This is a genomic window from Halalkalicoccus tibetensis, assembly GCF_037996645.1.
GTDB lineage: Archaea > Halobacteriota > Halobacteria > Halobacteriales > Halalkalicoccaceae > Halalkalicoccus > Halalkalicoccus tibetensis.
Genome location: NZ_JBBMXV010000003.1, coordinates 1 through 27,000, shown reverse-complemented (window position 1 = coordinate 27,000; position 27,000 = coordinate 1). Strand labels below are relative to the sequence as shown.

Annotated in this window: 23 protein-coding genes, 3 tRNA genes and 3 rRNA genes; 18 read left to right on the top strand and 11 right to left on the bottom strand. The window is 66.1% G+C overall.

What is annotated here, in order from left to right:
- Positions 1 to 1,557 carry a TrkH family potassium uptake protein gene (locus WOA58_RS08590; RefSeq protein ID WP_340603777.1) on the top strand — a complete coding sequence of 519 codons (1,557 nt, stop codon included), beginning with the start codon at positions 1 to 3 and terminating at the stop codon, positions 1,555 to 1,557.
- A 36-nt stretch (positions 1,558 to 1,593) separates the two neighbouring features.
- Complete coding sequence (locus WOA58_RS08585; protein ID WP_340603776.1) at positions 1,594 to 3,930, top strand: DEAD/DEAH box helicase; 2,337 nt, start codon at positions 1,594 to 1,596, stop codon at positions 3,928 to 3,930.
- On the opposite strand, the gene WOA58_RS08580 is transcribed toward WOA58_RS08585, so the two are convergent.
- A complete protein-coding gene (locus WOA58_RS08580) occupies positions 3,913 to 4,563 on the bottom strand; it encodes an HAD family hydrolase (protein WP_340603775.1) in 651 nt (216 codons plus the stop codon). The two genes, WOA58_RS08585 and WOA58_RS08580, sit on opposite strands and share 18 nt — an antisense overlap.
- Positions 4,564 to 4,644: 81 nt before the next feature.
- On the opposite strand from WOA58_RS08580, the gene WOA58_RS08575 reads away from it, so the two are divergent.
- The 3 genes from WOA58_RS08575 to WOA58_RS08565 are packed head-to-tail and all read left to right on the top strand — an operon-like array spanning position 4,645 to position 7,991.
- Positions 4,645 to 5,367: a DUF91 domain-containing protein gene (locus tag WOA58_RS08575; RefSeq protein ID WP_340603774.1), complete on the top strand. Its 723-nt coding sequence runs from the start codon at positions 4,645 to 4,647 to the stop codon at positions 5,365 to 5,367.
- A gap of 30 nt (positions 5,368 to 5,397) precedes the next feature.
- On the top strand, positions 5,398 to 6,429 hold the full coding sequence (gene endA, locus WOA58_RS08570; RefSeq protein ID WP_340603773.1) for a tRNA-intron lyase: 1,032 nt from the start codon (positions 5,398 to 5,400) through the stop codon (positions 6,427 to 6,429).
- Positions 6,426 to 7,991 (top strand): tryptophan--tRNA ligase, encoded by a 1,566-nt coding sequence (locus WOA58_RS08565; RefSeq protein WP_340603772.1) that lies wholly within the window; start codon positions 6,426 to 6,428, stop codon positions 7,989 to 7,991. Before endA ends, WOA58_RS08565 begins: the two co-directional genes overlap by 4 nt.
- Positions 7,992 to 8,000: 9 nt before the next feature.
- Here the strand turns inward: WOA58_RS08565 and WOA58_RS08560 are convergent, their stop codons facing one another.
- Positions 8,001 to 9,059 carry a quinone-dependent dihydroorotate dehydrogenase gene (locus tag WOA58_RS08560; protein WP_340603771.1) on the bottom strand — a complete coding sequence of 353 codons (1,059 nt, stop codon included), beginning with the start codon at positions 9,057 to 9,059 and terminating at the stop codon, positions 8,001 to 8,003.
- A 16-nt stretch (positions 9,060 to 9,075) separates the two neighbouring features.
- A complete protein-coding gene (locus tag WOA58_RS08555) occupies positions 9,076 to 9,273 on the bottom strand; it encodes a hypothetical protein (protein WP_008419196.1) in 198 nt (65 codons plus the stop codon).
- Between the two features lie 181 nt (positions 9,274 to 9,454).
- Between WOA58_RS08555 and WOA58_RS08550 the strand changes: the two genes are divergently transcribed.
- The 7 genes from WOA58_RS08550 to WOA58_RS08520 all read left to right on the top strand — a co-directional run bounded on the left by WOA58_RS08550 (position 9,455) and on the right by WOA58_RS08520 (position 16,472).
- Positions 9,455 to 9,763, top strand: coding sequence for a non-histone chromosomal MC1 family protein (locus WOA58_RS08550; RefSeq protein WP_340603770.1), 309 nt, complete (start codon positions 9,455 to 9,457; stop codon positions 9,761 to 9,763).
- A 798-nt stretch (positions 9,764 to 10,561) separates the two neighbouring features.
- Positions 10,562 to 12,035, top strand: a 16S ribosomal RNA gene (locus WOA58_RS08545).
- Positions 12,036 to 12,151: 116 nt separating this feature from the next.
- Positions 12,152 to 12,223: transfer RNA gene (locus WOA58_RS08540), tRNA-Ala, on the top strand.
- 273 nt (positions 12,224 to 12,496) lie between these two features.
- Positions 12,497 to 15,416: ribosomal RNA gene (locus tag WOA58_RS08535) — 23S ribosomal RNA — on the top strand.
- Positions 15,417 to 15,530: 114 nt separating this feature from the next.
- Positions 15,531 to 15,644, top strand: a 5S ribosomal RNA gene (rrf, locus tag WOA58_RS08530).
- Together the 16S, 23S and 5S rRNA genes with 2 tRNA genes alongside form the textbook arrangement of a ribosomal RNA operon.
- A gap of 233 nt (positions 15,645 to 15,877) precedes the next feature.
- A tRNA-Cys gene (locus WOA58_RS08525) sits at positions 15,878 to 15,953 on the top strand.
- 339 nt (positions 15,954 to 16,292) lie between these two features.
- Complete coding sequence (locus WOA58_RS08520) at positions 16,293 to 16,472, top strand: hypothetical protein (RefSeq protein WP_340603769.1); 180 nt, start codon at positions 16,293 to 16,295, stop codon at positions 16,470 to 16,472.
- Between the two features lie 381 nt (positions 16,473 to 16,853).
- Here WOA58_RS08520 and WOA58_RS08515 read toward each other — a convergent pair.
- Positions 16,854 to 16,927 (bottom strand) — tRNA-Lys (locus WOA58_RS08515).
- Between the two features lie 83 nt (positions 16,928 to 17,010).
- Between WOA58_RS08515 and WOA58_RS08510 the strand changes: the two genes are divergently transcribed.
- The gene (locus tag WOA58_RS08510; protein ID WP_340603768.1) at positions 17,011 to 18,246 is read left to right on the top strand and encodes an ArgE/DapE family deacylase; all 1,236 of its coding nucleotides are present in this window, start codon (positions 17,011 to 17,013) and stop codon (positions 18,244 to 18,246) included.
- On the opposite strand, the gene WOA58_RS08505 is transcribed toward WOA58_RS08510, so the two are convergent.
- Entirely contained in the window at positions 18,227 to 18,892 is a 666-nt protein-coding gene (locus WOA58_RS08505) for a DUF7119 family protein (protein ID WP_340603767.1), read from the bottom strand. The two genes, WOA58_RS08510 and WOA58_RS08505, sit on opposite strands and share 20 nt — an antisense overlap.
- A 457-nt stretch (positions 18,893 to 19,349) precedes the next feature.
- On the opposite strand from WOA58_RS08505, the gene WOA58_RS08500 reads away from it, so the two are divergent.
- The 3 genes from WOA58_RS08500 (at position 19,350) to WOA58_RS08490 (ending at position 21,876) form a co-directional block, all read left to right on the top strand.
- On the top strand, positions 19,350 to 19,658 hold the full coding sequence (locus tag WOA58_RS08500; RefSeq protein ID WP_340603766.1) for a hypothetical protein: 309 nt from the start codon (positions 19,350 to 19,352) through the stop codon (positions 19,656 to 19,658).
- Positions 19,659 to 19,749: 91 nt separating this feature from the next.
- Positions 19,750 to 21,525: a nitrite/sulfite reductase gene (locus tag WOA58_RS08495; protein WP_340603765.1), complete on the top strand. Its 1,776-nt coding sequence runs from the start codon at positions 19,750 to 19,752 to the stop codon at positions 21,523 to 21,525.
- 69 nt (positions 21,526 to 21,594) lie between these two features.
- A complete protein-coding gene (locus WOA58_RS08490; RefSeq protein WP_340603764.1) occupies positions 21,595 to 21,876 on the top strand; it encodes a DUF6360 family protein in 282 nt (93 codons plus the stop codon).
- 16 nt (positions 21,877 to 21,892) lie between these two features.
- Here the strand turns inward: WOA58_RS08490 and WOA58_RS08485 are convergent, their stop codons facing one another.
- A complete protein-coding gene (locus tag WOA58_RS08485; protein ID WP_340603763.1) occupies positions 21,893 to 22,108 on the bottom strand; it encodes a hypothetical protein in 216 nt (71 codons plus the stop codon).
- Positions 22,109 to 22,213: 105 nt separating this feature from the next.
- On the opposite strand from WOA58_RS08485, the gene WOA58_RS08480 reads away from it, so the two are divergent.
- On the top strand, positions 22,214 to 22,804 hold the full coding sequence (locus tag WOA58_RS08480; protein ID WP_340603762.1) for a DUF502 domain-containing protein: 591 nt from the start codon (positions 22,214 to 22,216) through the stop codon (positions 22,802 to 22,804).
- On the opposite strand, the gene WOA58_RS08475 is transcribed toward WOA58_RS08480, so the two are convergent.
- Genes WOA58_RS08475 through WOA58_RS08465 form a run of 3 tightly spaced genes read right to left on the bottom strand, consistent with a single transcriptional unit; the run spans position 22,801 to position 24,742 of the window.
- A complete protein-coding gene (locus tag WOA58_RS08475) occupies positions 22,801 to 23,613 on the bottom strand; it encodes a fumarylacetoacetate hydrolase family protein (RefSeq protein ID WP_340603761.1) in 813 nt (270 codons plus the stop codon). The genes WOA58_RS08480 and WOA58_RS08475 overlap by 4 nt on opposite strands.
- On the bottom strand, positions 23,610 to 23,954 hold the full coding sequence (locus WOA58_RS08470; RefSeq protein ID WP_340603760.1) for a cupin domain-containing protein: 345 nt from the start codon (positions 23,952 to 23,954) through the stop codon (positions 23,610 to 23,612). Before WOA58_RS08470 ends, WOA58_RS08475 begins: the two co-directional genes overlap by 4 nt.
- Positions 23,951 to 24,742: an SDR family oxidoreductase gene (locus tag WOA58_RS08465; RefSeq protein ID WP_340603759.1), complete on the bottom strand. Its 792-nt coding sequence runs from the start codon at positions 24,740 to 24,742 to the stop codon at positions 23,951 to 23,953. The genes WOA58_RS08470 and WOA58_RS08465 overlap by 4 nt, the downstream gene beginning before the upstream one ends.
- Positions 24,743 to 24,893: 151 nt before the next feature.
- Between WOA58_RS08465 and WOA58_RS08460 the strand changes: the two genes are divergently transcribed.
- The gene (locus WOA58_RS08460) at positions 24,894 to 25,268 is read left to right on the top strand and encodes a DUF7522 family protein (RefSeq protein ID WP_340603758.1); all 375 of its coding nucleotides are present in this window, start codon (positions 24,894 to 24,896) and stop codon (positions 25,266 to 25,268) included.
- Here the strand turns inward: WOA58_RS08460 and trpB are convergent.
- Positions 25,265 to 26,416, bottom strand: a complete 1,152-nt coding sequence (gene trpB / locus WOA58_RS08455; protein ID WP_340603757.1) for a tryptophan synthase subunit beta — start codon at positions 26,414 to 26,416, stop codon at positions 25,265 to 25,267. The two genes, WOA58_RS08460 and trpB, sit on opposite strands and share 4 nt — an antisense overlap.
- Positions 26,417 to 26,508: 92 nt before the next feature.
- A partial coding sequence (locus tag WOA58_RS08450) for a SufD family Fe-S cluster assembly protein (protein ID WP_340603756.1) occupies positions 26,509 to 27,000 on the bottom strand: 492 nt, incomplete at its 5' end.

Genomic DNA, 27,000 nt, shown 5'->3' with positions numbered 1-27,000 from the left:
ATGTGGGACGACGCGCGGACGATCGGGGGCGACCTCGGCACGCTGTTCGTGTTGCTGGCGGGGCTGATGGCCGGATCGTCGATCGTCGCCGTCGTCTTCGGCGAGTGGTACGCGATCCCCGCCCTCCTGCTCTCGGCGGCGCTCACCGGTGGGCTCGGCGCCCTGCTGACCCGCTGGGGGAGCGACGCGCCCGACACCGATCCCGCCCACGGGCTCGTCACCGCGGCGCTGGCGTGGCTGTTCAGCGGCGTCCTCTGTAGCCTGCCGATCCTCTTCGTCGCCTGGACGGTCGCGCTCGACCCGCGCTGGCTCGCCACCCCCGAACTGAATCGGACCCTCGCCGTCTTCCTCTCGCCGGTCGACGCGGTCTTCGAGGGGACCAGCGGCGTCACCGGGACGGGCCTGACGATGAGTCTCGACGAGGCCCAACACCCCGCGACGATCCAGTGGTGGCGCTCGCTGATCCAGTGGATCGGCGGGATCGGCGTCGTCGTGCTCGCGGCGGCGATCGTCCTCACCGGCGAGAGCGGCTCCTTTCGCCAGCTCTACGAGGAGAAGGCCGCCGTCGAGGAGATCGGATCGAGCACGCGCGAGACCATGCGCGCGATCTGGTGGGTGTTCGTCGCCGTCACCGTGATCGCGATCGTCGCGCTCTGGCTCGCGGGGATGCCCGCCTGGCACGCGATCAACCACGGGATGACCGGGATCTCGACCGGCGGGTTCACCGTCGTCGACGACAGCATCGCCGCCTACGACAGCCCGCTGATCGAGGCCGTCCTGCTGCCGATCATGGCGCTAGGGGCGATCTCGTTTGCCGTCCACTACTACGTCCTCAAGGGGTCGGTCCGCGCGCTCTACGAGGACCGCCAGACGCGCTGGCTGTTCGTGCTGTTCGCCGTCGGCGCGCTGCTGGTCTCGATGTTCCTGTTCGGCGGCCCCTTCGAGACCCGCGGCGAGGCGATCCGCTTCGGCGTCTTCCAGTTCGTCTCGGCACTCAGCTGTACCGGCTTCCAGACCGACGGCGCGCTGGGGACGCTCTGGTCGGGCGAGGCCATGCTGATGCTGGTCGCCGGGATGACGATCGGGGGCGCCTCGGGCTCGACCGCCGGCGGGATCAAGGTCATCCGGCTGATCTCGCTGATGAAGGGATCCTACTACCGGATCACCCAGGCGTTCTTCAACGACGTCGACCGGACGCCCGACGTCGCAAGCGAGGAGGGCGAGGCCACCGTCGACCAGTCCTCCTCGGAGTTCGATCAGGCCGCCGCGGTCGGGCTGCTGTGGATCCTCCTCCTGCTGGTCGGCGTCGTCGGCCTGCTGGTCGTCCTCGGCGAGCCACTGGAGACCGTCCTCTTCGAGGTCGCGAGCGCCCAGGGCAACGTCGGGATCTCGGCCGGGCTCACGGGCCACGGGATGCCCGACGCCGCGAAGGGGATCCTCATGCTCAACATGTGGATCGGCCGCCTCGAGATCATTCCGGTCGCCGCGCTGGCGCGGGTGCTGATCAAGGGGTTCGGGACCGACATCGAGAGCGAGGGCGAGGACGGCAACGACTAGAAACGCCTTTCCTCCGCCGGCCCCCCTACCCGACAGATGCAGGTCGCCGAGGCGCTCCCCGAGTTCGCGGAGGCCTTCCCCTTCGAGTCGTTCAACGCGATGCAGCGCGAGGCGCTGCCGGCGCTGATCGAGGGCGACGAGAACGTCGTCGCCAGCGCACCCACCGCCAGCGGCAAGACCGCGCTCGCCGAGCTGGCGATCTGTCGCGCGCTCAAGGACGGCGGCACCGCGCTCTTCATCGCGCCGATGCGCGCGCTGACCAACGAGAAGGAGGGCGAGTGGGAACGCTTCGAGGAGCTGGGCTACTCGGTCTACGTCGTCACCGGCGAGCGCGACCTCAACCCGCGCAGGGCGCGCCGCGCGGACATCCTCGTGATGACTCCCGAGAAGGCCGACTCGGCGACCCGAAAACACGACTCCCGCAGATACGACTTCGTCACCGACGTCGACTGCTGCGTGATCGACGAGGTCCACCTGCTCGACTCCGATCGGCGGGGTTCGGTGCTGGAGGTAACGATCTCGCGGCTCCGACGGCTCTGCGAGCCACGGATCGTCGCGCTCTCCGCGACCATGCCGAACATCGGGGACGTCGCCGACTGGCTCGACGCCGGCCCCGAGACGACCTTCGCCTTCGGCGACGACTACCGCCCGGTCGACCTCCACGCCGACGTGAAGACCTACTCGCACGGCGAGAACTCCTTCGCGGACAAGTACCGCCGGCTCTACCGGGCGCTCGATCTGGCCGAGCCCCACGTCCGTGAGGACGGCCAGGCGCTCGTCTTCGTCGCCTCCCGCCAGGACACCGTGCAGGCCGCGAAGAAGGCCCGCGACGAGCTCGTCGAGCGCGACGTCCCGATGGGCGCGCGCGGCGACTACGACTTCCACACCGAAACCCAACGGTTGGAGAACAACACGCTGCGCCAGTCCGCGCTCGACGGCGTGGGCTTCCACCACGCCGGCCTCTCGAAGAACGACCGGGACCTGATCGAGGAGTGGTTCAAGGAGGGCAAGATACAGCTGCTGTTCTCGACCTCGACCCTCGCCTGGGGCGTGAACCTGCCCGCGCGCTGCGTCGTCATCCGCGATACGAAGTACCACGACCCGCTCGAGGGCGAGGTCGACATGAGCCCGCTCGACGTCCTGCAGATGCTCGGGCGGGCGGGCCGGCCGGGCTACGACGACGTGGGCTACGGCTGGGTGATCTGCGATCGCTCGGAGGCCGACCGCTATCGCCGCCTCCTGCGGGAGGGAAAGGAGATCGAGTCCCGGCTGGCGGAGGACATCGACGCCCACCTGAACGCCGAGGTGGCGATGGGCACCATCGAGAGCCTCGAGGACGTGATGGAGTGGCTCGAGACGACGTTCTACTACGTGCGCGCACGGAGCCAGCCCGCCGAGTACGGGTTCGAGACGCTCCGCGAGCGCGTGCGCGAGACCCTCGACTCGCTGGTCGAGCGGGGGTTCCTCACGGTGGACGAGGACCTGTCGGTCGACACCACCCCGCTCGGCGTGCTCGCCTCGAAGTACTACCTCCGCCTGGGGACGGCCGCCCGCTTTCACGACCTGGCGATCCGCGAGTCCATCGAGGAGGACGCGGTCCTCGAGACGATCGCGCGCGCGAGCGAGTTCGACAGCGTCAGCGCTCGCCAGTCCGAGCGCGACGCGATCGACGCGGCGCTCTCGGGGCGTGGGGGCGACCTCGACGCGGGCGAGCGGAAGGTGCTCGCGATCCTCCGGGGGGCGATGACCGGCACGACGCCCTCGGAGCTCTCGGGCGACGCGTGGGTGATCCGCCAGAACACGCTCCGGCTGCTGGCGGCGTTCCACGCCTTCTGCGAGCGCTTCGCCGACCCCCGGAGCGCGAACCTCGTGAGCCGGATCGAGGGGCGCGTCGAGTACGGCGTTAGCGACGACGCGGTCGGGCTGACGGCGGTCTCGGGGATCGGGCCCGGCCGCGCGAGCAAGCTCGCGGGCGAGGGGCTCACCTCGCCGGGCGACGTGCGCGAGGCCGGCGTCGAGGGGCTGGTCGAGGCCGGGCTGACCGAGAGCGTCGCCGAGCGAGTGCTGGAGAACGCCGGCTCGCTGCCCGCCCTCCGCTTCGATTGGGGCGCGTTCCCCGAATCCATCGGTCAGGGGAAAAACGAGATGTGCGAGGTCGAGGTCGAGTCGATCGCGGGCGGGGCCAACGCCGCGGTTCGCGTGACGGTCAATGACGTGGAGATGACCGAGACCGAGACGTTCCTCGGCTCGACGACGGTTCCCGTGGGTGTCTTTGGCGGGAACGCCGAGGAGCTCACCTACACGATCGAGGTGGTCTTCCCCGACCTGCCGCTTCGGCCCGTGGCCGAGAGCCGATCAGTCCGCGTCACATAGGGCGAGCAGTCGCTCGCGGAGTTCATCGGGCCCCGAGACGCTTTCGTCGGCCGCGGAGTGGTCGTGGTCGTCGTTCGTGGCGGTCTCGTAGGCGAGGGTGTACGCGCCCGCCGCCGCGGCGGACTCGACGCCATGTTCGGAGTCCTCGACGACGATACAGTCGCCGGGCTCGACGCCCATCTCCCGGGCGGCGTGCTCGTAGATCGCCGGCTCGGGCTTGCCGGGCCCGTCGATGTGCTCGGCGCTGACGATCTCGTCGAACCTCTCCAGGTCGAACCGGTCGGTGACGGTTTCAATCCAGTCGGGTGGCGACGAGGAGACGATCGCCGTTCGGACGCCGTGCTCGTGGAGGTCGGCGAGCAGGTCGCGAAACCCGGGCATGAGTTCGGCGTGCTCGGTGTAGATCTCGCGGGCGATCTCCTCGAACCGGTCGATGTACTCCGGACGATCGACGAGGGTCGTGTAGTTCGAATCGAGGTACTCGTAGATCTCCTTATAGTTCATGCCGGTGATCTCGCTCACGGGGACGTCCTCCTCGACGACCGCCGGCAGTAGCTCCTCGCGCTCGCGATCGACCCAGTAGTCCTCCGAGTCGACGATCACGCCGTCCATGTCGAACAGCACACAGTCCATACCGGACCTGCCCGCTCGCACGGCAAAGTCCTGCCGACCGCCGCGCGAACGTTCATATACGGGCGGCGGACCAACTGGCCCATGCCAGACGCCGATACGCTCTCCGTGTTCGCCGGCGACTGCCTCGTTCACACCGGTGAGGGGACTCACCGCGGCGAGGTGGTCGTCCTGCTCAAGCCCGACAACACCGTGCTCGTCCACGATACTGACGGCTACCAACCGGTGGCGTGGCTCACCCGCGCCGACTCCGTGGCCCGCACCCGAAACGGTGGGTTTTCCATTACGGCGATCGCAGGCGACCGAACCCTCCGCGTCGAGTCGAGGAGCGCCTATGGCTTCGGCGAGTATCCCGGATCGAGGGCCGGGATCCCGATCGGGGACTGTCCCGACTGCGAGCGCGTTCTCGTGCGTGCCGGCGGGGCCGTCTCCTGTCTCGGCTGCGACGCCCGCTACGGGCTGCCCGACGGCGCGAGCGTCCTCGACGAGCGCTGTGACTGCGGGCTGCCGAGGATGTCGGTCGCGCGCGGCGAGCGCTTCGAGCTCTGTCTCTCCCGGGAGTGCGAGTCGCTCGACGACGCCGTGCGCGAGTGCTTCGATCGCGAGTGGGACTGTCCGGACTGCGACGGATCCCTCCGGATCATCCGCCGGGGCGGGCTGCTCGCGGGCTGTGAGAACTACCCCGACTGCGAGGTCGGCTACGTGATCCCCGACGGGGTCGTGATCGGGGCCTGCGAGTGTGGATTGCCGCGCTTCGAGACCCCCAGGGGACGGCGCTGTCTCGACTCCACGTGCGACGACCGGTGAGCCTTTGAGAGCCCTCGCGCAAGGGCGGACATGAACGAACCGCGGGGCCGACTCGAGGACGGGGTGGTCCGCGTCGCGGGCGACGCCCGCCAGCGCTACTACGACTCGCGGGGCTACGGCCGCCCGGTCGAGGGCAACGAGATCGCGCTGGCGCCCGTCGAGGCGGCCCATCTGCTCTCCCGGGGCGACCTCCGGGTGGGGGACCTCGACTTCCCGGCGTTCGTCCGGCGGATGGCGGACCCGACCTTCCTCGTCCGCTTTCTCGTCTACGCCGACCTCCGCGAACGGGGCTTCTACCTCTCGCCCGCACGCGAGGGCTGGGTTCCCGACCCGTCGGAGGGTGCCCACTTCGTCGTCTACGAGCGGGGTTCGGGCCCGTGGGACGACGATCGGCTCTACGAGCTCCGGGTCGCCGGCGAGCGCGAGTCGCTCCCCGTCGCCGACCTCGAGGGGTCGATCGCCGTCGTCGACGAGGAGAGCGAGGTGACCTACTTCGAGGTCGGGCGGCCCGCCGTGGAGGGTACCTCGACGGGGTTTTCCGGGTCGACCGAGGCGGACCTGCTCGCCGATCGGGCAGTCGCCTGGGACCCGCCCGAGGCGCTGTTCTCCGAGGGGTTCTACGGTCAGCCGCTGGCCGGCCGCGAGAGCGGGGCCGACGGCCCGATCCAGCTCTCGCTGGTCGAGGCCGCCTATCTCGCGGATCGGGGCTCGCTTTCGATCGACGACGGGGTTCTCGACCGCGGCCGGGCCGTCGAGGGTGAGCGGTTCGACCGCCGGCTCGCGGTCTACGCTGCGCTGCGCGAGCGGGGGGTCGTCCCGAAGACCGGCTTCAAGTTCGGGGCTGACTTCCGGGTCTACGCCGACGTCGACTCGGTCGACGAGCTGGGCCACTCCGAGTCCCTCGTCCGGGTGCTGCGCCCCGATCACGTCAGCTCGCCCCGGGAGCTCGCGCTCGACGTCCGGCTGGCCCACGGGGTGCGCAAACGAATGGTTTTTGCGCTGACGGACGCGAACGACGGTACGGAGCCGGCCTGGATCTCGGTCGGCAGACTCACACCATGAGCGAGGAACCACCACACGAGGCCGAGGACGTACAGCCCGACGGGGGAGCCGCCACCGACGACGTCGCCCTCGACCCGTGGGGTTCCTCGGCGGTCGACGACTACCGGAACCTGTTCGAGCAGTTCGGCATCGAGGAGTTCGACGGGATCTTCCCCGACGTCGCCGACCCCCATTACCTGATGCGCCGGGGCGTGATCTTCGGCCATCGCGACTACGGCCCGGTGGCCCGCGCGATGCGCGAGGGCGAGCCCTTCGCCGCGCTCTCGGGGTTCATGCCGACGGGCGATCCCCACATCGGCCACAAGCTCGTCTTCGACGAGCTGATCTGGCACCAGGAGCAGGGCGGGGACACCTACGGGCTGATCGCCGACCTCGAGGCCCACTCCGCGCGGGGCATGTCGTGGGCGGAGATCGACGAACACGCCCGGGACTACCTCCTCAGCCTGCTCGCGCTCGGATTCGATCCCGAGGAGGGCGAGCTCTACCGCCAGTCGGAGAACCACGACCTGCAGGACCTCGCCTTCGAGCTGGGCAGCGAGGTCAACTTCTCGGAGATGGCGGCGATCTACGGCTTCGAGGGCGAGACGTCTGTCTCACATATGCAGTCGGTCGTCACCCAGATGGCCGACATCCTCTACCCGCAGCTCGAGGAGCCCAAGCCCACCGTGATCCCGGTAGGGCCCGACCAGGACCCCCACGTCCGGCTGGCGCGCGATCTGGCCGCTCGGACCCGCTATTTCGGCGTCACCGAGGCCTACGCGAGCTTCGAGGCCGACCCCGGCGAGCGGGCAGTGCTCGCGCGCGCCTACGAGGAGCGCGGGGAGTTCGCCGAGGAGCCCGACCGACCGCGCTGTGTCGAGGCCGCCGACTGGATCGCCGAGTACGACACGCTCGCGGACCTCCACGACCCCGCGACGATCGACTCGACGGTCGAGAAGCTGCGGGCGGCGGGCAAGGAGCCGCTCCGCCCGCGGGTACGGTTCCTCGATCGGAACGCGACCGAGGCGGCGTTCGAGGCGCTCATAGAGGCCGTCGAGGGCGAGAAGCGCGTCTACGAGGCCCACATCGACACGTTCGAGCTCTCCCAAGGGGAGGCCGACGAGCTCGCCCGCGAGGTCGAACTCGACCACGGCGGCTACGGCTTCCGTGCGCCCTCCTCGCTCTACCATCGGTTCATGACCGGCCTCACCGGAGGGAAGATGTCCTCGTCGATCCCGGCGAGCCACATCAGCCTGCTCGACGACCCCGAGACGGGCTACGAGAAGGTCAACTCCGCGACCACGGGCGGGCGCGAGACCGCCGAGAAGCAGCGCGAGCTCGGCGGGAAGGCCGACGAGTGTCCCGTCTACGAGCTGTACGCCTACCTCCTGGCCGGCGACGACGACGAGTTCGCGAAGGAGGTCTACGACGAGTGCGTCGGCGGCGAACGCCTCTGTGGGGGCTGTAAGGAGCAGGCGGCAGTACTGATGGAAGAGTTCCTCGAGGAACACCAGGAGAAACGCGAGGAGGCGAGGGAGCTGCTCGCGGAGCTCGACATCGAGCTTGATCCCGAGCGCGTCTGACTTTTCGAGCTATTCGAGGTCCGCGCCGATCGCCGCTTCTACCGAGTCGAACCCGTCGCGCTCGAGCAGCGCGAGCAGCCCCTCGTTGATCTCGCGGGCGATCGAGGGGCCCCGATAGACCAGGCCCGTGTAGAGCTGGACGAGGCTCGCGCCCGCGCGGATCTTCCGGTAGGCGTCCTCGGCGGTGAAGACGCCGCCGACGCCGACGATCGGGACGTCGGTCCGCTCGGCGATGAACCGGACCACGTCGGTCGCCCGCGGTTCGATCGGCTTACCCGAGAGGCCACCCGCCTCCTGGCGGTGTTCTCCCCGGAGGCTCTCGGGTCGATCGGTCGAGGTGTTGGTCGCGATGATCCCGTCGAGGTCGAGCTCCTCGACGACGCCGATGGCGTCCTCGATCGCCCCGTCGGTGAGGTCGGGCGAGAGCTTGACCAGCAGGGGATCCGCGCCGGCGTCCCGGAGCGCCGTGAGGATCCCCCGGAGGTGGTCCTCCCCTTGGAGCTCGCGCAGTCCGGGAGTGTTCGGGCTCGAGACGTTGACGACGAAGAAGTCGCCGTGCTCGGCGAGCCGGCGGTAGGTGTAGCGGTAGTCCTCGGGTGCCCGCTCGGCAGGGGTCGCCTTTGACTTGCCGAGGTTCACGCCGACGGGGACGTCGGGGAGCGCGGCGCGCTCGAGGCGCGCCCCGACGCGGTCGGCCCCGTCGTTGTTGAAGCCCATCCGGTTGACGATGGCGTCGTCCTCCGGGAGGCGGAACATCCTGGGTCTGGGGTTCCCCGATTGGGGGTCGGCGGTGACGCCGCCGATCTCGAGGTGGCCAAAGCCGAGCGCCGCGAGCGCGAGCGGGAACTCGCCGTTCTTGTCGAAGCCGGCCGCGACCCCAACGGGGTTGGGAAAGTGCCGCCCGAGGCGATCGACCTCGAGTCGGGGGTCGTCCACCCGATAGCGACCTTCGAGAAGCGAGCTCGCCGGCGTTCGCTGGGCGAGCTTCAGGAGATCGGTGACCGCAGTGTGTGCGGTCTCGGCCGGCAGCCGGAACAGCGCCGGCCGGAGAACGGAGTATAAGGACATTCGGGACCGATGGGGGTCAGAAGTCGTGTTCGACCTCGTCCTTGTCGGCCTTCTGGATGATGATCTTGTCCTCCCGGACGCGGACGAACACCTCGTCACCGATATCCATCCCCGCGACGGCCAGTTCGTCCTCGTGGAGGTTGAGATGTACGTTGTGATACTGGCCCTGGTCGTCCTTCGCGCCACTCGGGCTCAGTTTCTTTTTTCGCACCATCGGGGAGTTCTATCGAACGTTCAGCCCAGGTTCTACATAAGTGTTTTCTCATCAGGGGTTCGGGCGGCCCGCTCGGGGCACGCCGCGTCCGAGTGGGCATATAAGTGAACCGGCCGCCGGCACTCGATTCGGGGGATATATTTATTATGTGGGATGTGTTGGGCTGACATGGAGCACTACAATGGTCCGCGAAGACGGTAAACGAAACTTCGCCTTGCGCGAAGACGACGGCGACGAATCGAGCGTGTTCTCGGGTAACACCCCCCGACAGGCCGCACTGAAGGCGGCCCGTCGCCTCGACCCCGCCCCGAGCGAGGACGAGGCGGATCGAACACCGATCGAACTCCGCGAGAAGGGGACGGACAAGGTCCATCTCTACGAGGGATGGGCGTGGAAGCAGACCGCCCCCGACGACAGCCCCGACTGGATGCCCTCTGAGATCACCGAGGCGAACGTCTCGAAGGAGGGGATCGAGCACATCGACGAGTAGTCCGACTCGGGTGGGGGACGTCGTTCTCCCGATCCACAGCGGAGCGTTTCGCCACACATACAACCTTCGCGGACGCACACACATACGCGCGGACACCACTCGGCGCGACCGACGGCCCACGGCTACGGGATGACCTGCCGACCTCCATCCGTGCGACAGTTCTACCGGTACACACGAGCTCGGGTAGCGGCGCCCATACGGGACTGTGGCCGCGACGACCACGCCACTCCGGATCATGGTATCGCAGGACGAGGCGCCGATCGAACGACGGCCTTATATGTTCACCTGCCATTCGAAGAAATGCGAAGGACGCCCCGGGCGACTCCGGGGCGATCCCCCGCTGGCGTTGCGTTCCAACGCCAGTGGGAATCCGATGCCCTTATACGGTTCAGGGGCGTCGGATTGAACACCGCGAAGTCGACGCCGGTATCCGATTCCGGCGCCGACCTCGATCCGATGCCCTTAAGTGGTTATGGGCACTCGGATGTGATGCGGAGAAAGACACGATGTGATCGTAGGGCGTTCACAGCGCCCTACAATCGAGGCCTGATGGGTGAGGGGATTCACCTCTCCTCGCCGACGAGCTTCGAAGGGTTTATGACCCATCGAAGCCAACACTCAGGTCCGAAGGAAATGAGGATTCCACCCCTGCGGTCCGCCGTACAGATGGGATCTGATGTTAGCCCTGGTAGTTCGGTGACACCCGATCGAAGTTCGGGACTGGTCGCCGAACTACGGACCATGCAATGTGTACACAACTTTGTGTACCCGCCTAACCCTGAGCATTCGCTCAGGACCATTCCGGTTGATCCTGCCGGAGGCCATTGCTATTGGAGTCCGATTTAGCCATGCTAGTCGCACGGGTTCAGACCCGTGGCGAATAGCTCCGTAACACGTGGCCAAACTACCCTATGGATCGGAATAACCTCGGGAAACTGAGGCTAATACCGAATACCGCTCTCACGTTGGAATTACAGAGAGCACGAAACGCTCCGGCGCCATAGGATGTGGCTGCGGCCGATTAGGTAGACGGTGGGGTAACGGCCCACCGTGCCGATAATCGGTACGGGTTGTGAGAGCAAGAGCCCGGAGACGGTATCTGAGACAAGATACCGGGCCCTACGGGGCGCAGCAGGCGCGAAACCTTTACACTGCACGAACGTGCGATAAGGGGACTCCAAGTGCGAGGGCATATAGTCCTCGCTTTTGCCTACCGTAAGGTGGTAGGTGAATAAGAGCTGGGCAAGACCGGTGCCAGCCGCCGCGGTAATACCGGCAGCTCGAGTGATGGCCAATATTATTGGGCCTAAAGCGTCCGTAGCTGGCCGAACAGGTCTGTCGGGAAATCCGCTCGCTCAACGAGCGGACGTCCGGCGGAAACCAGTCGGCTTGGGACCGGAAGACCCGAGGGGTACGTCCGGGGTAGGAGTGAAATCCTGTAATCCTGGACGGACCACCGGTGGCGAAAGCGCCTCGGGAGGACGGATCCGACAGTGAGGGACGAAAGCTTGGGTCACGAACCGGATTAGATACCCGGGTAGTCCAAGCTGTAAACGATGCTCGCTAGGTGTGGCACTGGCTACGAGCCAGTGCTGTGCCGTAGGGAAGCCGAGAAGCGAGCCGCCTGGGAAGTACGTCCGCAAGGATGAAACTTAAAGGAATTGGCGGGGGAGCACTACAACCGGAGGAGCCTGCGGTTTAATTGGACTCAACGCCGGACATCTCACCAGCACCGACAGTGTGCGATGAAGATCAGTGTGATGAGCTTATTGGAGCCACTGAGAGGAGGTGCATGGCCGCCGTCAGCTCGTACCGTGAGGCGTCCTGTTAAGTCAGGCAACGAGCGAGACCCGCATCCTTAATTGCCAGCAGTACCCTTGTGGTAGCTGGGTACATTAGGGAGACTGCCGTGGCTAACACGGAGGAAGGAACGGGCAACGGTAGGTCAGTATGCCCCGAATGTGCTGGGCTACACGCGGGCTACAATGGCCGGGACAGTGGGACGCCACCCCGAGAGGGGGCGCTAATCTCCTAAACCCGGTCGTAGTTCGGATTGCGGGCTGAAACCCGCCCGCATGAAGCTGGATTCGGTAGTAATCGCGTCTCAGAAGGGCGCGGTGAATACGTCCCTGCTCCTTGCACACACCGCCCGTCAAAGCACCCGAGTGAGGTCCGGATGAGGCCGTCGCACGACGGTCGAATCTGGGCTTCGCAAGGGGGCTTAAGTCGTAACAAGGTAGCCGTAGGGGAATCTGCGGCTGGATCACCTCCACTGACCGGGATCAGGCCGACGCGCCTGACCCACCTTAGGCAGTCCGTAGTTTGCGACCGCCCGCCCTTCGATCGGGCACTTCAGAACTACCAGGGCTACACCCCTCGAAAGAGGACGGGCCCATAGCTCAGCGGTAGAGTGCCTCCTTTGCAAGGAGGATGCCCTGGGTTCGAATCCCAGTGGGTCCATGTCCGGAGGAGATCGAAACCGTGTCCCTTAAGTGGGGCAAGGGAGTATGATCGAATCCGAACGAGACTGATGCACCGCCCCGTGCAAGCGTGGGTGGGAAGGGTCGATGCACGCACCGCTTCGCAGCGGGTGTGTAGATGATGCCGTGTGTACGTGCGATTCAGACGTCCACTGGATCCGTTTACCGGGTCACAGTGACAATATCGATTGCTAGTTGGTCGACAGCTAGCGATCAACATTCGATTGCTGGCTGATCGACAGCCAGCGATCAACCAGCGTGGCTACTGTGCCAGCTGGTGGATGGCTCGGCTCGAGTGCCGATGAAGGACGTGCCAAGCTGCGATAAGCCCTGGGGAGCCGCATGGAGGCTAAGAACCAGGGATCTCCGAATAGGAATCCTCTCGCAATTGCCTTGCGCAATGGGGAACGCCGAAAACTGAAACATCTCAGTAACGGCAGGAAGAGAAACCGAACGGGATGTCGTGAGTAACGGCGAGTGAAATCGACACAGTCCAAACCGAAGCCCTTACGGGCAATGTGGTGTTCGGGCTGACTCTCATCGTCGGATCGTCTGTGTGAAGTCTCCTGGAACGGAGCGCGATACAGGGTGATAGCCCCGTAACACAGACCAGTACGACGTGCGTCAGTTCCAGAGTAGCGGGGGTTGGATATCCCTCGTCAATATGGCCGGCATCGACGGCCAAGACTAAACACTCCTCGAGACCGATAGCGAACAAGTAGCGTGAGCGAACGCTGAAAAGCACCCTCAGAAGGGAGGTGCAATAGGGCCTGAAATCAGTTGGCGATCGAGCGACGGGGCTTAAAAGGCCCTGTGGTAAACGAACTGGGTGCAAGCCCGTAGTAGGACCCACAGGGAGCCGAAGTTCCGTCGTACGTTTTGAAAAACGAACCAGGGAGTGTGCTTGTTTGGCGAGTCTAACCCGAGAATCGGGGAAGGCGTAGGGAAACCGATATGGCCGCAGTCTTACGACGAGGGCCACCGTGTTCAAGCGCGGGGAGTCAAACGGGCACGACCCGAAACCGGACGATCTATGCGCATGCAAGGTGAAGCGTGCCGAAAGGCACGTGGAGGCCTGTTAGGGTTGGTGTCTTACAATACCCTCCCGTGATTTGCGTATAGGGGTGAAAGGCCCATCGAGTCCGGAAACAGCTGGTTCCAGTCGAAACATGTCGAAGCATGACCTTTGCTGAGGTAGTTCGTGGGGTAGAGCGACCGATTGGGGGACCGCACTCCGAGAGGAGTGCGCCCCCCTGTCAAACTCCGAACCTACGGACGCCGTCGACGCAAGGAATCCGGTGTGCCGGGGTAAGCCTGTGCACCGTGAGGGAGACAACCCAGAGTCGGGTTAAGGTCCCCAAGTGTGAGCTAAGTGCGATTGAAGGTGGTCTCAAGCCCTAGACAGCCGGGAGGTGAGCTTAGAAGCAGCTACCCTCTAAGAAAAGCGTAACAGCTTACCGGCCGAGGTTTGAGGCGCCGAAAATGATCGGGGCTCAAGCTCACCACCGAGACCTGACCGTGCGTTTCACAACGCAATCGTGTAGACTGGCGCTCCGATCGGATGGAAGCTCGGGCGAGAGCTCGCGTGGACCGATCGGTGACGAAAATCCTGGTCAAAGTAGCAGCGTTAGTCGGGTTAGAACCCCGACGGCCGAATGAGTAAGGGTTCCTCGGCAATGCTGATCAGCCGAGGGTTAGTCGATCCTAAGTCTCCCCGTAGTTCGAAGGGGACAAACGGGAAACTGGTTAATATTCCAGTACCGTTGTACATTGAAAGGTGACGCTTCGGGGCCGACCGAGCCGGGCACTCGCCCGGTCGAACCGTCAAAGTCCGTGGAAGCCGTAATGGCACGAAGCGGACGAACGGCGGGATAGTGAAAATCGGTTCAACCTGGAGCCCGTGAAAAACCGAGTACAACGATCGTACCGAGATCCGACACAGGTACTCATGGCGGCGAAAGCCAAGGCCTGTCGGGAGCAACCGACGTTAGGGAATTCGGCAAGTTAGTCCCGTAAGTTCGCGATAAGGGATGCCTGCCCTGTGTAGGGGCAGGCCGCAGTGACTCGGACGCTCCGACTGTTTAGTAAAAACATAGGTGACCGCAAATCCGAAAGGACTCGTACGGTCACTGAATCCTGCCCAGTGCGGGTATCTGAACACCTCGTACAAGAGGACGAAGGACCCGTTAACGGCGGGGGTAACTATGACCCTCTTAAGGTAGCGTAGTACCTTGCCGCTTTAGTAGCGGCTTGCATGAATGGATGAACGAGAGCGTCACTGTCCCAACGTTGGGCCCGGTGAACTGTACGTTCCAGTGCGGAGTCTGGAGACCCCCAAGGGGAAGCGAAGACCCTATAGAGCTTTACTGCAGGCTGTCGCTGGGACGTGGTCGCCATTGTGCAGCATAGGTAGGAGCCGTTACACAGGTGCGCGCGCCAGCGCGTCGCCGAGGCATCATTGAAATACTACCCGATGGTGACTGCGACCCTCACTCCGGGAGGAGGACACCGGTAGCCGGGCAGTTTGACTGGGGCGGTACGCGCTCGAAAAGATATCGAGCGCGCCCCAAGGTTTCCTCATCCGGGTCGGACACCCGGAAAAGAGCGCAAGAGCATAAGGAAGCCTGACAGTGTTCTTCATAACACGGAACGCTGACGCGAAAGCGTGGTCTAGCGAACCAATTAGCCTGCCCGATGCGGGCAATTGCTGACAGAAAAGCTACCTTAGGGATAACAGAGTCGTCACCCGCAAGAGCACATATCGACCGGGTGGCTTGCTACCTCGATGTCGGTTCCCTCCATCCTGCCCGTGCAGAAGCGGGCAAGGGTGAGGTTGTTCGCCTATTAAAGGAGGTCGTGAGCTGGGTTTAGACCGTCGTGAGACAGGTCGGCTGCTATCTATTGGGGGTGTTTTGGTACCTGACGGGAACGATCGTATAGTACGAGAGGAACTACGATTGGTCACCACTGGTGTACCGGTTGTCCGAGAGGGCACGTGCCGGGCAGCTACGTGACACGGGGTAAGAGCTGAACGCATCTAAGCTCGAAACCCACCTGGAAAAGAGGTACCGTTGAGACCACTCGTAGAAGACGAGTTCGATAGACTCGGGGTGTGCGCGCCGAGGCAACGAGGCGTTAAGCCCGCGAGCACTAACAGGTCAAAGCCACACATTCATACCGCATTGTTCCGTGACCAGTAAACGGATCCAGGCGTTAACTGAATCGCACGTACACAACGGCAAGCACCGATGATGGCATTACAACGGTTCGATTCCGTTGATCGGCATTAAGGCGGCCATAGCGGCGGGGCGACTCCCGTACCCATTCCGAACACGGCAGATAAGCCCGCCAGCGTTCCCGCGAGTACTGGAGTGCGCGAGCCTCTGGGAAAACTGCCTCGCAAGAGGGGCCAAGTACGAGCCCAGGACCGCAATCGGAAGTACACGCTGGGTCCGTCCCGGTGGAACCCGAGACCGGTCCGTTACAACGGCTCGCAACTGGTGGTTCGCCGCCTTCCATTCATACTTCAAAGCCCGCGACCCTTCGGGGTCGCGGGCTTTTTTCATTTACAGACAGCGACAGCACCGTCCCGGACCGCTATCCTTATGTCCGGCAGGCGGGTAGTTTCGCACGCGCCAAGGTGGCAGAGTCCGGCCTAACGCAGCGGCCTGCAGAGCCGCCCATCGCCGGTTCGAATCCGGCCCTTGGCTTATTCTTCCCACCAGAAGTGATAGCGTCGACGGACGTCCGTTCCAGTGATTCCATCACATCACGCACACCATCCGTCCGATCCCGAACGCAGCGCCGTTCCTCGTGGCGACCGAGGGGGCGACCCGGATTACCGATCAGTCGTCATCGACGAGCTCCTCGTCGCTGAAGTCTAAGCCGAGTTCGTCGATCATCTCGACGATCGGCTCGTAGTCCTCGAGATCGCCCTCGACGAGGCCAGTGAATCAGGGACAGTGATTGGTGTACGCACTTTCCAACCGGGGACGGTGCCCTGTGGCGAAAAGTAACTTCTATACCCCCGGGAGTACATCCCTCGCAGTATGCAACGACGCGCGGCCGCAGTGTACGCGGCGCTCTTCGTCCTCGTCGGTGCCGGCGCGTGGGCGGCCGGCGCCTTCGGGCTCGTACCGAACCAGGAGGGGCTCCTCTGGATCACCGTTCTCAGTGGCATCACCGTCTTCCTGCTCGTCTCGATGTCGTATCTGCCGGTCAGGGGATAGCTCTCACCGACCCCGGCCAGTACCGGCCCAACGGCTGCGCGTCAGTATCCCCTCCCAGTTCTTGCAGCGGCCTTCCGCGTCCGTGACGGGCCTCTAGCGCTCCGCTCGTACCGTCCACAACAGCTATGGACGGCTTATCGATCCGGTGGCGCCGGGAACGCGGACCGGGCCCGATTCGAACACTCGGTCACAGCGGAGCTGCTCGCTGCGTTCGAACGTGCTGGTGGCCGCTTCGCTCGTCACGTCCGTTCCTCACAGAAGCGGACCGGGCGCGATTTGAACACTCGGTCACACGGTCGCTCACTCCGTTTGCGCTGCGTGTTCCCTGCGTTCAAATCGCTCTGACCGTTTTGCCACTCGCGAGCTTGCTCGTCGCAAAAGCGGGCCGGGCGCGATTTGAACACGCGACCGTCTGATTAAGAGTCAGACGCTCTGCCGGACTGAGCTACCGGCCCTCACGACGAACTCGCCGCGCCACGGACATAAGCGTTCAGGATTCGATCCGAACCCCTAAGCCCTCGGTCCGCGACCCCTCTCCATGAACGACGCGGAACGGCGGGCGTTCGCCGAGCGCCTCCTCGCGTTCGACACCACCGACGGCGACGAAGCACCCGCACAGGAGTGGCTCGAGGGTCGCCTCGATCGGCTGGGCTTCGAGACCTACCGATGGGAGGCCTCCCCCGAGCGCCTCGCCGCCCATTCCTCCTTTCCCGACGACCCCGGGGCGATCGAAACTGAGGGCCGGCCGAGCGTCGCCGGGGTCCTCGAGCTCGGTTCGGGCGACGGGCCGACGCTGCTGCTCAACGGCCACGTCGACGTCGTCCCCGCCGAGGCCGAGGGATGGTCCTCCAACCCGTTCGAGCCAGCGTGGACCGGCGACGAGCTGACCGCCCGCGGCGCGGCCGACATGAAGTGTGGGCTCGCGGCCTGCGTCTTCGCCGCCTCGGCGCTCGCGGAGGCTGACCTCGACGGGCGCGTGATCGTCGAGAGCGTCGTCGGCGAGGAGGAGGGCGGGATCGGGGCGGCGAGTTCGGCGCTGGAGTCACCGTATCCCTACGAGCCCGACGCAGCGATCGTCGCCGAGCCCACCCGGCTGGCCCCCGTGATCGCCACGGAGGGGTCGTTGATGAAGCGGCTCACGCTGACGGGCCGATCGGCCCACGCGGCCACGCCCTGGCACGGCGAGAGCGTTCTCCCCCACTTCGAGCGGATCCGACGGGCGCTCGCGGATCTCGAATCCGAACGCGCCCGCGAGGTGACCCACCCCCTGTACGACGAGTTTCCCCGGCCGTGGCCGATCGTCGCCGGTACCGTTCGGGCGGGCTCGTGGGCCTCCTCCGTCCCCGCGCGGCTCGAAAGCGAGTTCCGCATCGGGGTCGCGCCGGGCGAGACCGTCGACGCGGTCGAGAAAGCGGTCGACGCGCGGATCGCGGAGCTGGTCGCCGGCTCGGAGTGGCTCTCGGCTCACCCGCCGGTGTTCGAGCGGTTCTCGGTGCAGTTCGAGCCCGCCGAGGTCGACGCCGAGGAGCCGATCGTCCGTGCCGTCCGCTCCGCGCTCGATTCGGCCGGGCGCGATTCCGGGGCTCGGGGCGCGACCTACGGGACCGACGCGCGCCACTACATCGAGGCCGGGATCCCGACCGTCGTTTTCGGTCCGGGATCGGTCCAGCAGGCGCATTTCCCCGACGAGACGATCGACTGGGGGGAGGTGACGGAAGCGGCGGAACTGTTCGAGCGGGCGGGCCGGGAGTTCCTCACTCGAGGTACTCGTTGAGCGCCCTGTCGACGATCTCACCCGGGGGGACGCCCTCGAAGGCGGCCTCCCGGCGCAGTTCGCGGTAGCTCTCGATGGGCAGTCGGACCATGAGCTCTCCGGCCACGATTCCGTGGGCCGCGAGGGCCTCCTCGGGGGCGGCCCCGTCGTTGATCGCGCTCGCGATCGAGCGGATCTCACGGACGGTGAGATCGTTGTCGACGGTCACCCACGCGACCTGGAACCGGGCGTCGCCGGCGACGCGGGCGATGTGTTTCGCCGCCGTCGGGGCGATGTGACCCATCGCGACGTGGCGCCGGATCGCCTGCGGGAGGTCGTGGACCCTCGCCCACTTGCGGATGAACGCGACCGAGGCCTTGCCGCCGGCCCGTTCCGCGGCCGCCTTGTACGAGCCCTCGCCGCGGACCAGTGCGGCACAGGCCGCCGCCCCGCGCAGCATGTAGATGTTGTCCTCGCTGCCGGCGGTGTTCTCGGAGAACTGCCTGACGGTTTCAGCGGCCTCCGCGAGGCTTTCTCGGTCCTCGGGGTCGAACTGGACAGCTTCGCGGGCGCGCTCGCCGGCGACGGTCGCGTCACCCCTGACGACCGGTTTGCCGACCGGGGACTCCCGGCCGCTCGACGAATCGTCCGGTCGCTCAGTGGTCATTACTTACCCGTTAGTTCCCGCCCTCAAAACGTCGTCGCCGAACGGGCTAGTCGGACTGGTCGCGCTCGCGCTCGCGTTTCTCCGAGAGGTGCTCCCAGATCTCGGTACAGCCGGCGCCCTCCTCGATGTCCGCGAGATGCTCGTCGTCGCGTTTCTCGTCGCTCATCGTTCGCCCCCCTCGTGGAGTTCCGGTGCGACATCCGCCGGGGCGTGCTGGCGTTCCTCGTCGCGGTTCCGTGTCATCATCCTCCCGTTCGTGAGGGTCGCGTATAGACCCGCGTGCAGGGTCAAGCCCTACCCCAACTCCCACATACCGGGGATTGTTGTCCCTATCTCTGTCGCCGAAATCATCGCCGAACGGCTGCCCTCGTGCGGTTGTCCCGAAACCACCCGTCATCAGGGTCGGTACGCCTTGCGCGGGCCGATGGGCTAAGGGGCCGGCGGGCGTAGTCCCGGTATGGACGTTCCAGTTCGGATCCTCGACGACGGGGCGTGGATCAGCGTCGACGACTCCCGGGAGGTCGGCGTCAGCGACCTCTGGCGGCTCTCCGAGCACGAGTTCTGTGAGTGTGAGACCGCGGACGTACTGCTCGAGGCCTTCTTCGAGGTCCGCCCGAACGGCGACGCGGTCGAGGTCCGCGCGGTCGGCCACTGCATCACCTGCGGGGAACGGGGTTCGATGGGCTGGCTCACGATCGGCCACGTCGAGGACGGTCGGTTCGTCCCCGTCGATCCCTCGCGCGAACACAGCGTCAGGCCCGCCTGACACTGGCGGCAGCATTCTCCGGTAACCCCGAGCACCGGCCACCGTTGACGAGAGGGCGGTGGGTTTAGGCGTGGGAGGACAACCGGTATCCATGCCGACCGATACCGAGGAGTGGAAGGACGAGGTCTACGGGATGGAGATCCGAGACCACATGGAGCGGTTCGCCGAGGAGGGCTGGGACGCGATCCCGGACGACGAACACGACGCCTGGTTCGAGCGCTTCAAGTGGTACGGGCTGTACCACCAGCGCGCCGGCCAGGAGAGCTACTTCATGATGCGGATCGGCCCGCCCAACGGCGTGCTCGAGCCCGGCCAGCTCCGGGCGATCGGCGAGGTCGCAAAGAAGTACTCGACCGGCCCCGCCGAGAACCCCGAGTTCGGCAACGGTTGGGCGGACTACAGCACGCGGCAGGCGATCCAGCTCCACTGGATCAACATCGAGGACGTCCCCGACATCTGGGACGAGCTCGAGGAGGCGGGCCTCTCGACGATCCAGGCGTGTGGGGACTCCTGGCGGAACATCGTCGGCTGTCCGGTCGCCGGCAAGGACAAGAACGAGCACGTCGACGCGCTCGACACCATCCACGAGCTCCACGACACGTTCAAGGGCAACGAGGAGCACTCGAACCTCCCCCGCAAGTGGAAGGTCTCGGTGACGGGCTGCGACGAGGGCTGTGGCCAGGGCGACATCAACGACCTGGCGCTCGAACCCGCCGAGAAGGAGATCGACGGCGAGACGGTCGAAGGGTTCAACATCCGCGTCGGCGGCGGGCTGGCGCGAAACGAGCCCCGCTTCGCGAAGAACATCGACGTCTTCGCGACGCCCGAACGAGCAGTGGAGGTCTCGGGCGGGATCAGCGCGCTGTTTCGCGACCACGGCGACCGCGAGAACCGCTACAACGCTAGAATAAAATTCCTCATGGACGAGTGGGGTCCCGAGAAGTTCCGCGAGGTCCTCCAGGAGGACTACGTCGACTTCGAGCTCGAGACCGCGGGCGAGGACCTCCGCGAGAACTACTCGTACAACGCCGGCACGACCCACGGCCACGCCGACCACGTCGGCGTCCACGAGCAGAAGGACGGGAACTACTACGTCGGCCTGAACGTGCTGGTGGGTCGGATGGGCGCCGACGAGGTGATCGAACTCGCCGACATCGCTGACGAGTACGGTAGCGGCGAGGCCCGCGTCACCCAGCGCCAGAACGTCATCCTCACGGACGTCCCCGAGGAGAACCTCGACGGGCTCCTGGACGAGCCCCTGCTCTCGGAGTACAGCCCCGATCCCCACCCGTTCCAGCGCGGCTCGATCGCCTGCACGGGTACGGAGTTCTGCTCGCTGTCGATCGTCGAGACGAAGAACCGACAGGTGCGCTACTCGCGCTGGCTCAAGGAGAACGTCGAGCTCCCCGAGGACATCGAGGACTTCCACATCCACCTCTCGGGCTGTACGGCTTCGTGCGCTCAGCCCCAGATCGCCGACGTCTCGCTGCGGGGGATGAAGACCCGCAAGGACGGCGAACCGGTCGAAGCGCTCGACATCGGCCTGGGCGGCGGGCTGGGCGAGAACCCCAACTTCGCCGACTGGGTCACCCAGCGCGTGCCCGCCGACGAGGTCCCCGGCGCGATCGCGAACCTCGTCGAGGGCTTCGCCGCCGAGCGCGAGGACGGCGAGACCTTCCGGGAGTTCGTCGTCGACCGCGACGAGGAGACGCTCTCGGCGCTCGTCGAGCCCGAGGAGACCTCGTATGAGGACCCCTACATGCACAACACGAAGCAGACCTGGTACCCCTACGCCGAGGACGACGACCTCGACTCCAGCCCCGCGCCGGCGTACCCCGACGACACGCCGATGTCCGCGGACGACTGACGGCAGTCGCTCCGCCGTTCCGCCCCGTTTTCCACATCCGCTAAGTGTCTGCCTCGCCTTCGTCCCGACATGCCCGACCGAATCATGAAGGTCAACGCCTACACGACGTTCGACCTGCTCGACGGCGAGGCGAAGGGCCACGGCTGGACGGACGAGGCGCTCGCGATCCTCAACGTCACCGCGCCCCGCGAGGACCCCGACCACGTCTCGCTCGAACTCGAACTCGACAACACCGACCTCGAGAACCTGCCCGCTCACGCCGATTCGGTGACGCTGTCGGCCGAGCAGGCCCGGACGCTCGCCGCCGATCTGGAGAAGCAGGCCGACCGGGTCGACGCGGCCAGCGAGTAACCGACTACCGTTTTCCTCACCGCAGACACTCACGAATTCGCTGGTAACCGACAGCGACTCCGATAACGAGTAAAACCACCCAGCTGGCGGCGATCATGCCACCGACCATCACTGTCACCTCGAACCGACCCAGTTGGCGAACGCCGACCGCTGCGGATGCAACGGCACCACAGATGACTAGTACGATTCCGACGGCCAGTCGTCTTCGTACTGACCCGACCTCGCCGGGCATGTCTTCGAGCACTGGATCCGATAGCAAAACCGTTCCGCCCGATCTGCGTTCGTGCTTTTTCCTCGCCCAGCACGTTCATAACGGTCCGCGCGCTACTCACTCGCGATGTCAGAGTGGAAGCGCGACCTGGGGAGCGGGCTCGTCGTCCTGGTGCCGCTCCTGGTGACGCTGTACGCGACCGGCTGGCTGTTCCTCCTCATCGCGGGGCTCCCGCTGGTCGGCGTGATCGAGGACCCCCTCGCTCGGGTCGCCGCCACCATCGCCGTCTTCGCCCTCGCGGTCGCGGTCGTCGGGGTGGCGACGCGCACCGCCGGGGGCGCGCTCGCGAGCGGCTGGCTCGACACGGCGATCAACCGCGTTCCGATCCTCCGGGTCGTCTACAACGCCTCCCAGATCGCCGTCGAAACGGCCGTCTCGGGCGACACCGACCTCAAGGAGCCCGTCAAAATCACCACCTGGATGGGCGCCCGCGTGACCGCGTTCAAGACCGGCAAGACGACCGACGACGGCCGCCTGCTCCTGTTCATGCCGACCGCCCCCAACGTCACGACGGGCTACGTGATCGAGGTTGAACCCGAGACCGTCGAGCTCACCGACGAGACCGTCGAGGAGGCGATGACGCGGCTGCTGAGCGCCGGCTTCGGGGACAAGAACCGGCCGGGCGGCGAACTTGCCGCCCCGCCCGCGGACGATTAAACGACGTCGGCGTCGACCGACCCGATTCCTTCGACCTCGGCGCGAACCCCGTCGCCCGCCGAGATGACGCCCGCTCCGGGCGTCCCAGTCGAGATCAGATCCCCCGCCTCGAGCGTCATCACCCGCGAGTGGAAGGCGGCGAGCTCGCGGGGCGAGAACAGCATGTTCGCCATCCGGTTCTCGGCCACGACCTCGCCGTTTCGCACCGTTGCGACCCGCCGTTCGCCGAACTCGGGCGGCGAGTCGGGGACCGCGATCGCGGGCCCGAGCACGAGGAACGTATCGAAGCTCTTCGCGCGCGTGAGAAAGCGCGGGTTGCGCTCGAGGACGTCCTCGGCGGTCATGTCGATCACCGGCAGGTAGCCCGCGATCGCGTCGTCGGGCTCCTCGACGTCGCTCCCGGTCCGCCCGAGCAGGACCCCGAGCTCGGCCTCGGCGGTCACCCGATCGGTCTCCGCTGTCGGCGGCAGTCGAACGGGACCGCCGGGACCCGTCACCGCCGTTTTCGGTTTCATGAAGCTCGCTGGCTCCTCCGGGCGATTCTCGTCGAGGTCGCCCGCGTGCTCCTCGTAGTTCAGCCCGATCCCCCAGCACTTCCCGAGCGCCTCCAGCGCGATCGGAAGCCCGAACGCGATCCCCTCGCGGGGAACGCGCCGAACGGGGAGCTCGCTCGGGGCGGGAAGCTCGCCCGCCGCCGCGGCGGGGAGGGCCGCGGAAACCCTCTCGAACCCCGCGGCCGACAGCGGGACGAACCCCTCCTCGTCGCCCAGAAGCGCCCGTCCCGCTTGGGTGCGTGCGAGATACTTCATTCGCGGTCTGTCCAGAAGTCGAACGAGCGCCCCGGCGCGAAGACGTCGAGGCCGACGGCACGCTCCTCGCCCGCGTTCTCGACGCGGTGGGACTCCCAGGCGTCGAGCCAGACGGAGTCGTACTCGCCCAGCGTGACCGTCTCCTCCTCGGTGTGGACGACCAGCTCGCCCTCGAGACAGAGGCAGACCTGCTCGTTCTCGTGGTCGTGCATGGGCGAGCTGTGGCCCGGTGGCTTCTCGAACCACTCGAAGGTGAACTTCTCACTGCCGGCGAGCGCCCGACGTCCCCAGCCCTCCTCGGGCTCGTAGCTCTCGGCGTCGTCGAACCCGACGTGTTTCATAGGTTCGAACTCCCCGACCCGCCGTCGATCGGCACCGAGACGCCGTTGACGAAGCCCGAAAGCGGCGAGGAGAGGTAGGCGACGGTGTCACCGAGCTCGATGGGGTCGCCGATCCGCTCGAGGGGAATGCCGTCGCTCCAGTCGTCGATTCCCTCCTCGTAGGAGTCGTAGTCGCCCCGCTCGACGGCCTGGTCGACCAACTCCTGGATCCGCGCTGTCTCGTGGGGCCCCGGTAACACCGCGTTGGCGCGCACCTCGGGCGCGAGCTCCTGGGAGAGGGTCTTCTCGAGCCCGATGACGCTCATCCGAACCGAGTTCGAGAGCACCAGCGAGTCGATCGCCTCCTTCACGCTCCGGGAGGTGATGGTGACGATCGTGCCGCCGCCGTCCTCCTCGAGATGTGGGGCGGCCGCCTTCACGAGGCGGACGACGCTCATCACGAGCAGGTCGTAGGCGTGATACCACTCGTCCTCCTCGGTCTCCATGAACGGCCCGCTGGGCGGCCCGCCCGCGCTGGTCACGAGGTGGTCGAGCCCGCCGAACTCCTCTACCGTGGTCTCGACCAGCGTCTCGATGTCGTCGGCGTCGGTCAGGTCGCCCGGCTGGGCGACGACCTCGCCCTCGGCCACCTCCTCGATCTCCTCGCGGGCCTCCTCCAGTTGTTCCTCGTCGCGTCCGTTGATCACGACGTTCGCGCCCTCGCGCGCGAGCGCCTTCGCGGAGGCCTTCCCCAGCCCGCTTGAGGACGCCGTGACGAGCGCCGCGTTGCCCTCGATCTGTAGATCCATGACAGCCCTACCCGCGCGAGCGAGGATCAAAAGGATTGGCGTGGCGGCAGTTCCTATCCGGTCCGGGTCCCCCTTCTCGTTGCACGACCGCATGTGCCACTGTTTCACAGTCACTGTAAGGGTTTATGTGGCTGGCCCGACCCCTTCCGGCATGACCGCAGACCTCGTCGACCCCGAGACCGCAGACCACATCGTCCGTACCTGTCGCACCGCGATCGGCGACAGCCTCCGGTCGGTCACCTACTTCACGCGCGACGACTTCGAGCAGCTCTACCTCAGGAGCGACCTCGAGCAGGACGCCGACCTCTCGACGTTCATCGGCCACGAGTGGCGCGGCTTCCAGCTCACCGAGGACACCTACGCGGGCTCGGAGCTCGGCGACTACAGCTACACCATCCGGGTGTTCGACGGCGGCTACCTCGTGCGCCTGACGACCGACCGCGAGGGCGTGCTCGTCACCACCGACGGCATCAGCATGCAGGACTTCGAGGCGCTCGCGAGCGCCATCGGCTCCGTGCTGCGCTAGAGCGAGAAGCGCTCGGCCGCGGTCTCCATGTCCTTATCGCCCCGACCCGAGAGGTTCACGAGGATCGTCTCGTGGGTGCCCTCCTCGGCCAGCTCGATCGCGCGCGCGACCGCGTGGCTCGATTCCAGGGCGGGGATGATCCCCTCGGCCTCGCTCAGCTCTCGGAAGGCCGCCAGCGCCGCCTCGTCGGTGACGCCGGTGTACTCGCAGCGCCCGACCGCCCGGAACATCGCGTGTTCGGGACCGACGCCGGGGTAGTCCAGTCCCGCCGAGACCGAGTGGACCTCGACGTCCTCGTCGAGGACTCGAGTGTGCATCCCGTGGAGGACGTCGTCGCGGCCCTTCGCGAGCGGGGCGGCGTGGCGCGTCGAGTCGCTGCCCTCGCCGCCGCCCTCCGCGCCGTAGAAGTCCACGTCGTCGTCGCGGAAGGCGTGAAACAGCCCGATGGCGTTCGAGCCGCCGCCCACACAGGCCACCGCCGCGTCGGGCAATTCACCTACTCGCTCGCGGAACTGCTCGCGGGCCTCCCGGCCGATCACCGACTGGAAATCGCGGACCATCCGCGGGAACGGGTCGGGGCCGACCACGCTGCCCACGAGGTAGTGGGTGTCCGCGACGTTCTCGGCGAAGTCCTCCAAGGCGGCGTCGACCGCATCCGCCAGTCCGGCCCCGCCGCGAGTGACCTCGTTGACCTCCGCGCCCATCAAGCGCATCCGGAAGACGTTCATCTCCTGGCGGGCGACGTCCTTCTCGCCCATGTAGATCTCCGTTTCGAGGCCCAACAGCGCGCCCACCATCGCGGTCGCGACCCCGTGCTGGCCGGCGCCCGTCTCGGCGATCAGGCGCTCGCGGCCTGCCCGCTTTGCCAGCAGGGCCTGGCCCAGGCAGTTGTTGATCTTGTGGGCGCCGCCATGCAGGAGGTCCTCGCGCTTGAGGTAGATCTCGGCACCGTAGCGCTCGCTCAGGTTGCGCGCGTGATACAGCGGCGTCGGCCGGCCCGCGAACTCCTCGAGATAGCTCCGGAACTCCTCCTGGAACCCCTCGCTCTTCCCGACCTCGTCGTAGGCCTCGGCCAGCTCCGAGAGCGGTCCCTCGAGCGCCTCGGGGACGTGTCGGCCGCCGTATCCCTCGAAATCTCCCGTCGACATACCCGAGGGTTCTCCTCGGAGCGCATAAAGGACACCCTTGGCTACCCGCTCGGGAAATGAAAAACGCGAAAAACGAGCTCGGACCCGGGCGATCAGCCCAGACTGCCTTCCATCTCGAGCTCGATGAGCCGGTTGAGCTCGACGGCGTACTCGATGGGCAGCTCTTCCGTAATCGGCTCGATGAACCCCGAAACGATCATCTGTTTGGCGTCGTCGTCGTCCAGACCACGCGACTGGAGGTAGAAGACGTCCTCGTCGCCGATCTTGCCCACCGTCGCCTCGTGGGCGACGTCGACCTTCGACTCGTTGATCTCCATGTACGGCATCGTGTCCGAGATCGACTCGTTGTCGAACATCAAGGCGTCACACTCGACTGCCGTCGACGAATCGTGCGCCCCGTCCGAGATGTGGACGAGTCCGCGATAGTTGGTCCGCCCGCCATCTTTCGAGATCGATTTGGACTCGATCGTCGAGTTGGTGTTCGGAGCGTTGTGATACACCTTCGCGCCCGTGTCGATGTCCTGACCCTCGCCCGCGAAGGCGATACTGATGTGGTTCGCGCTCGCGCCGCGCCCCTTCAGGAT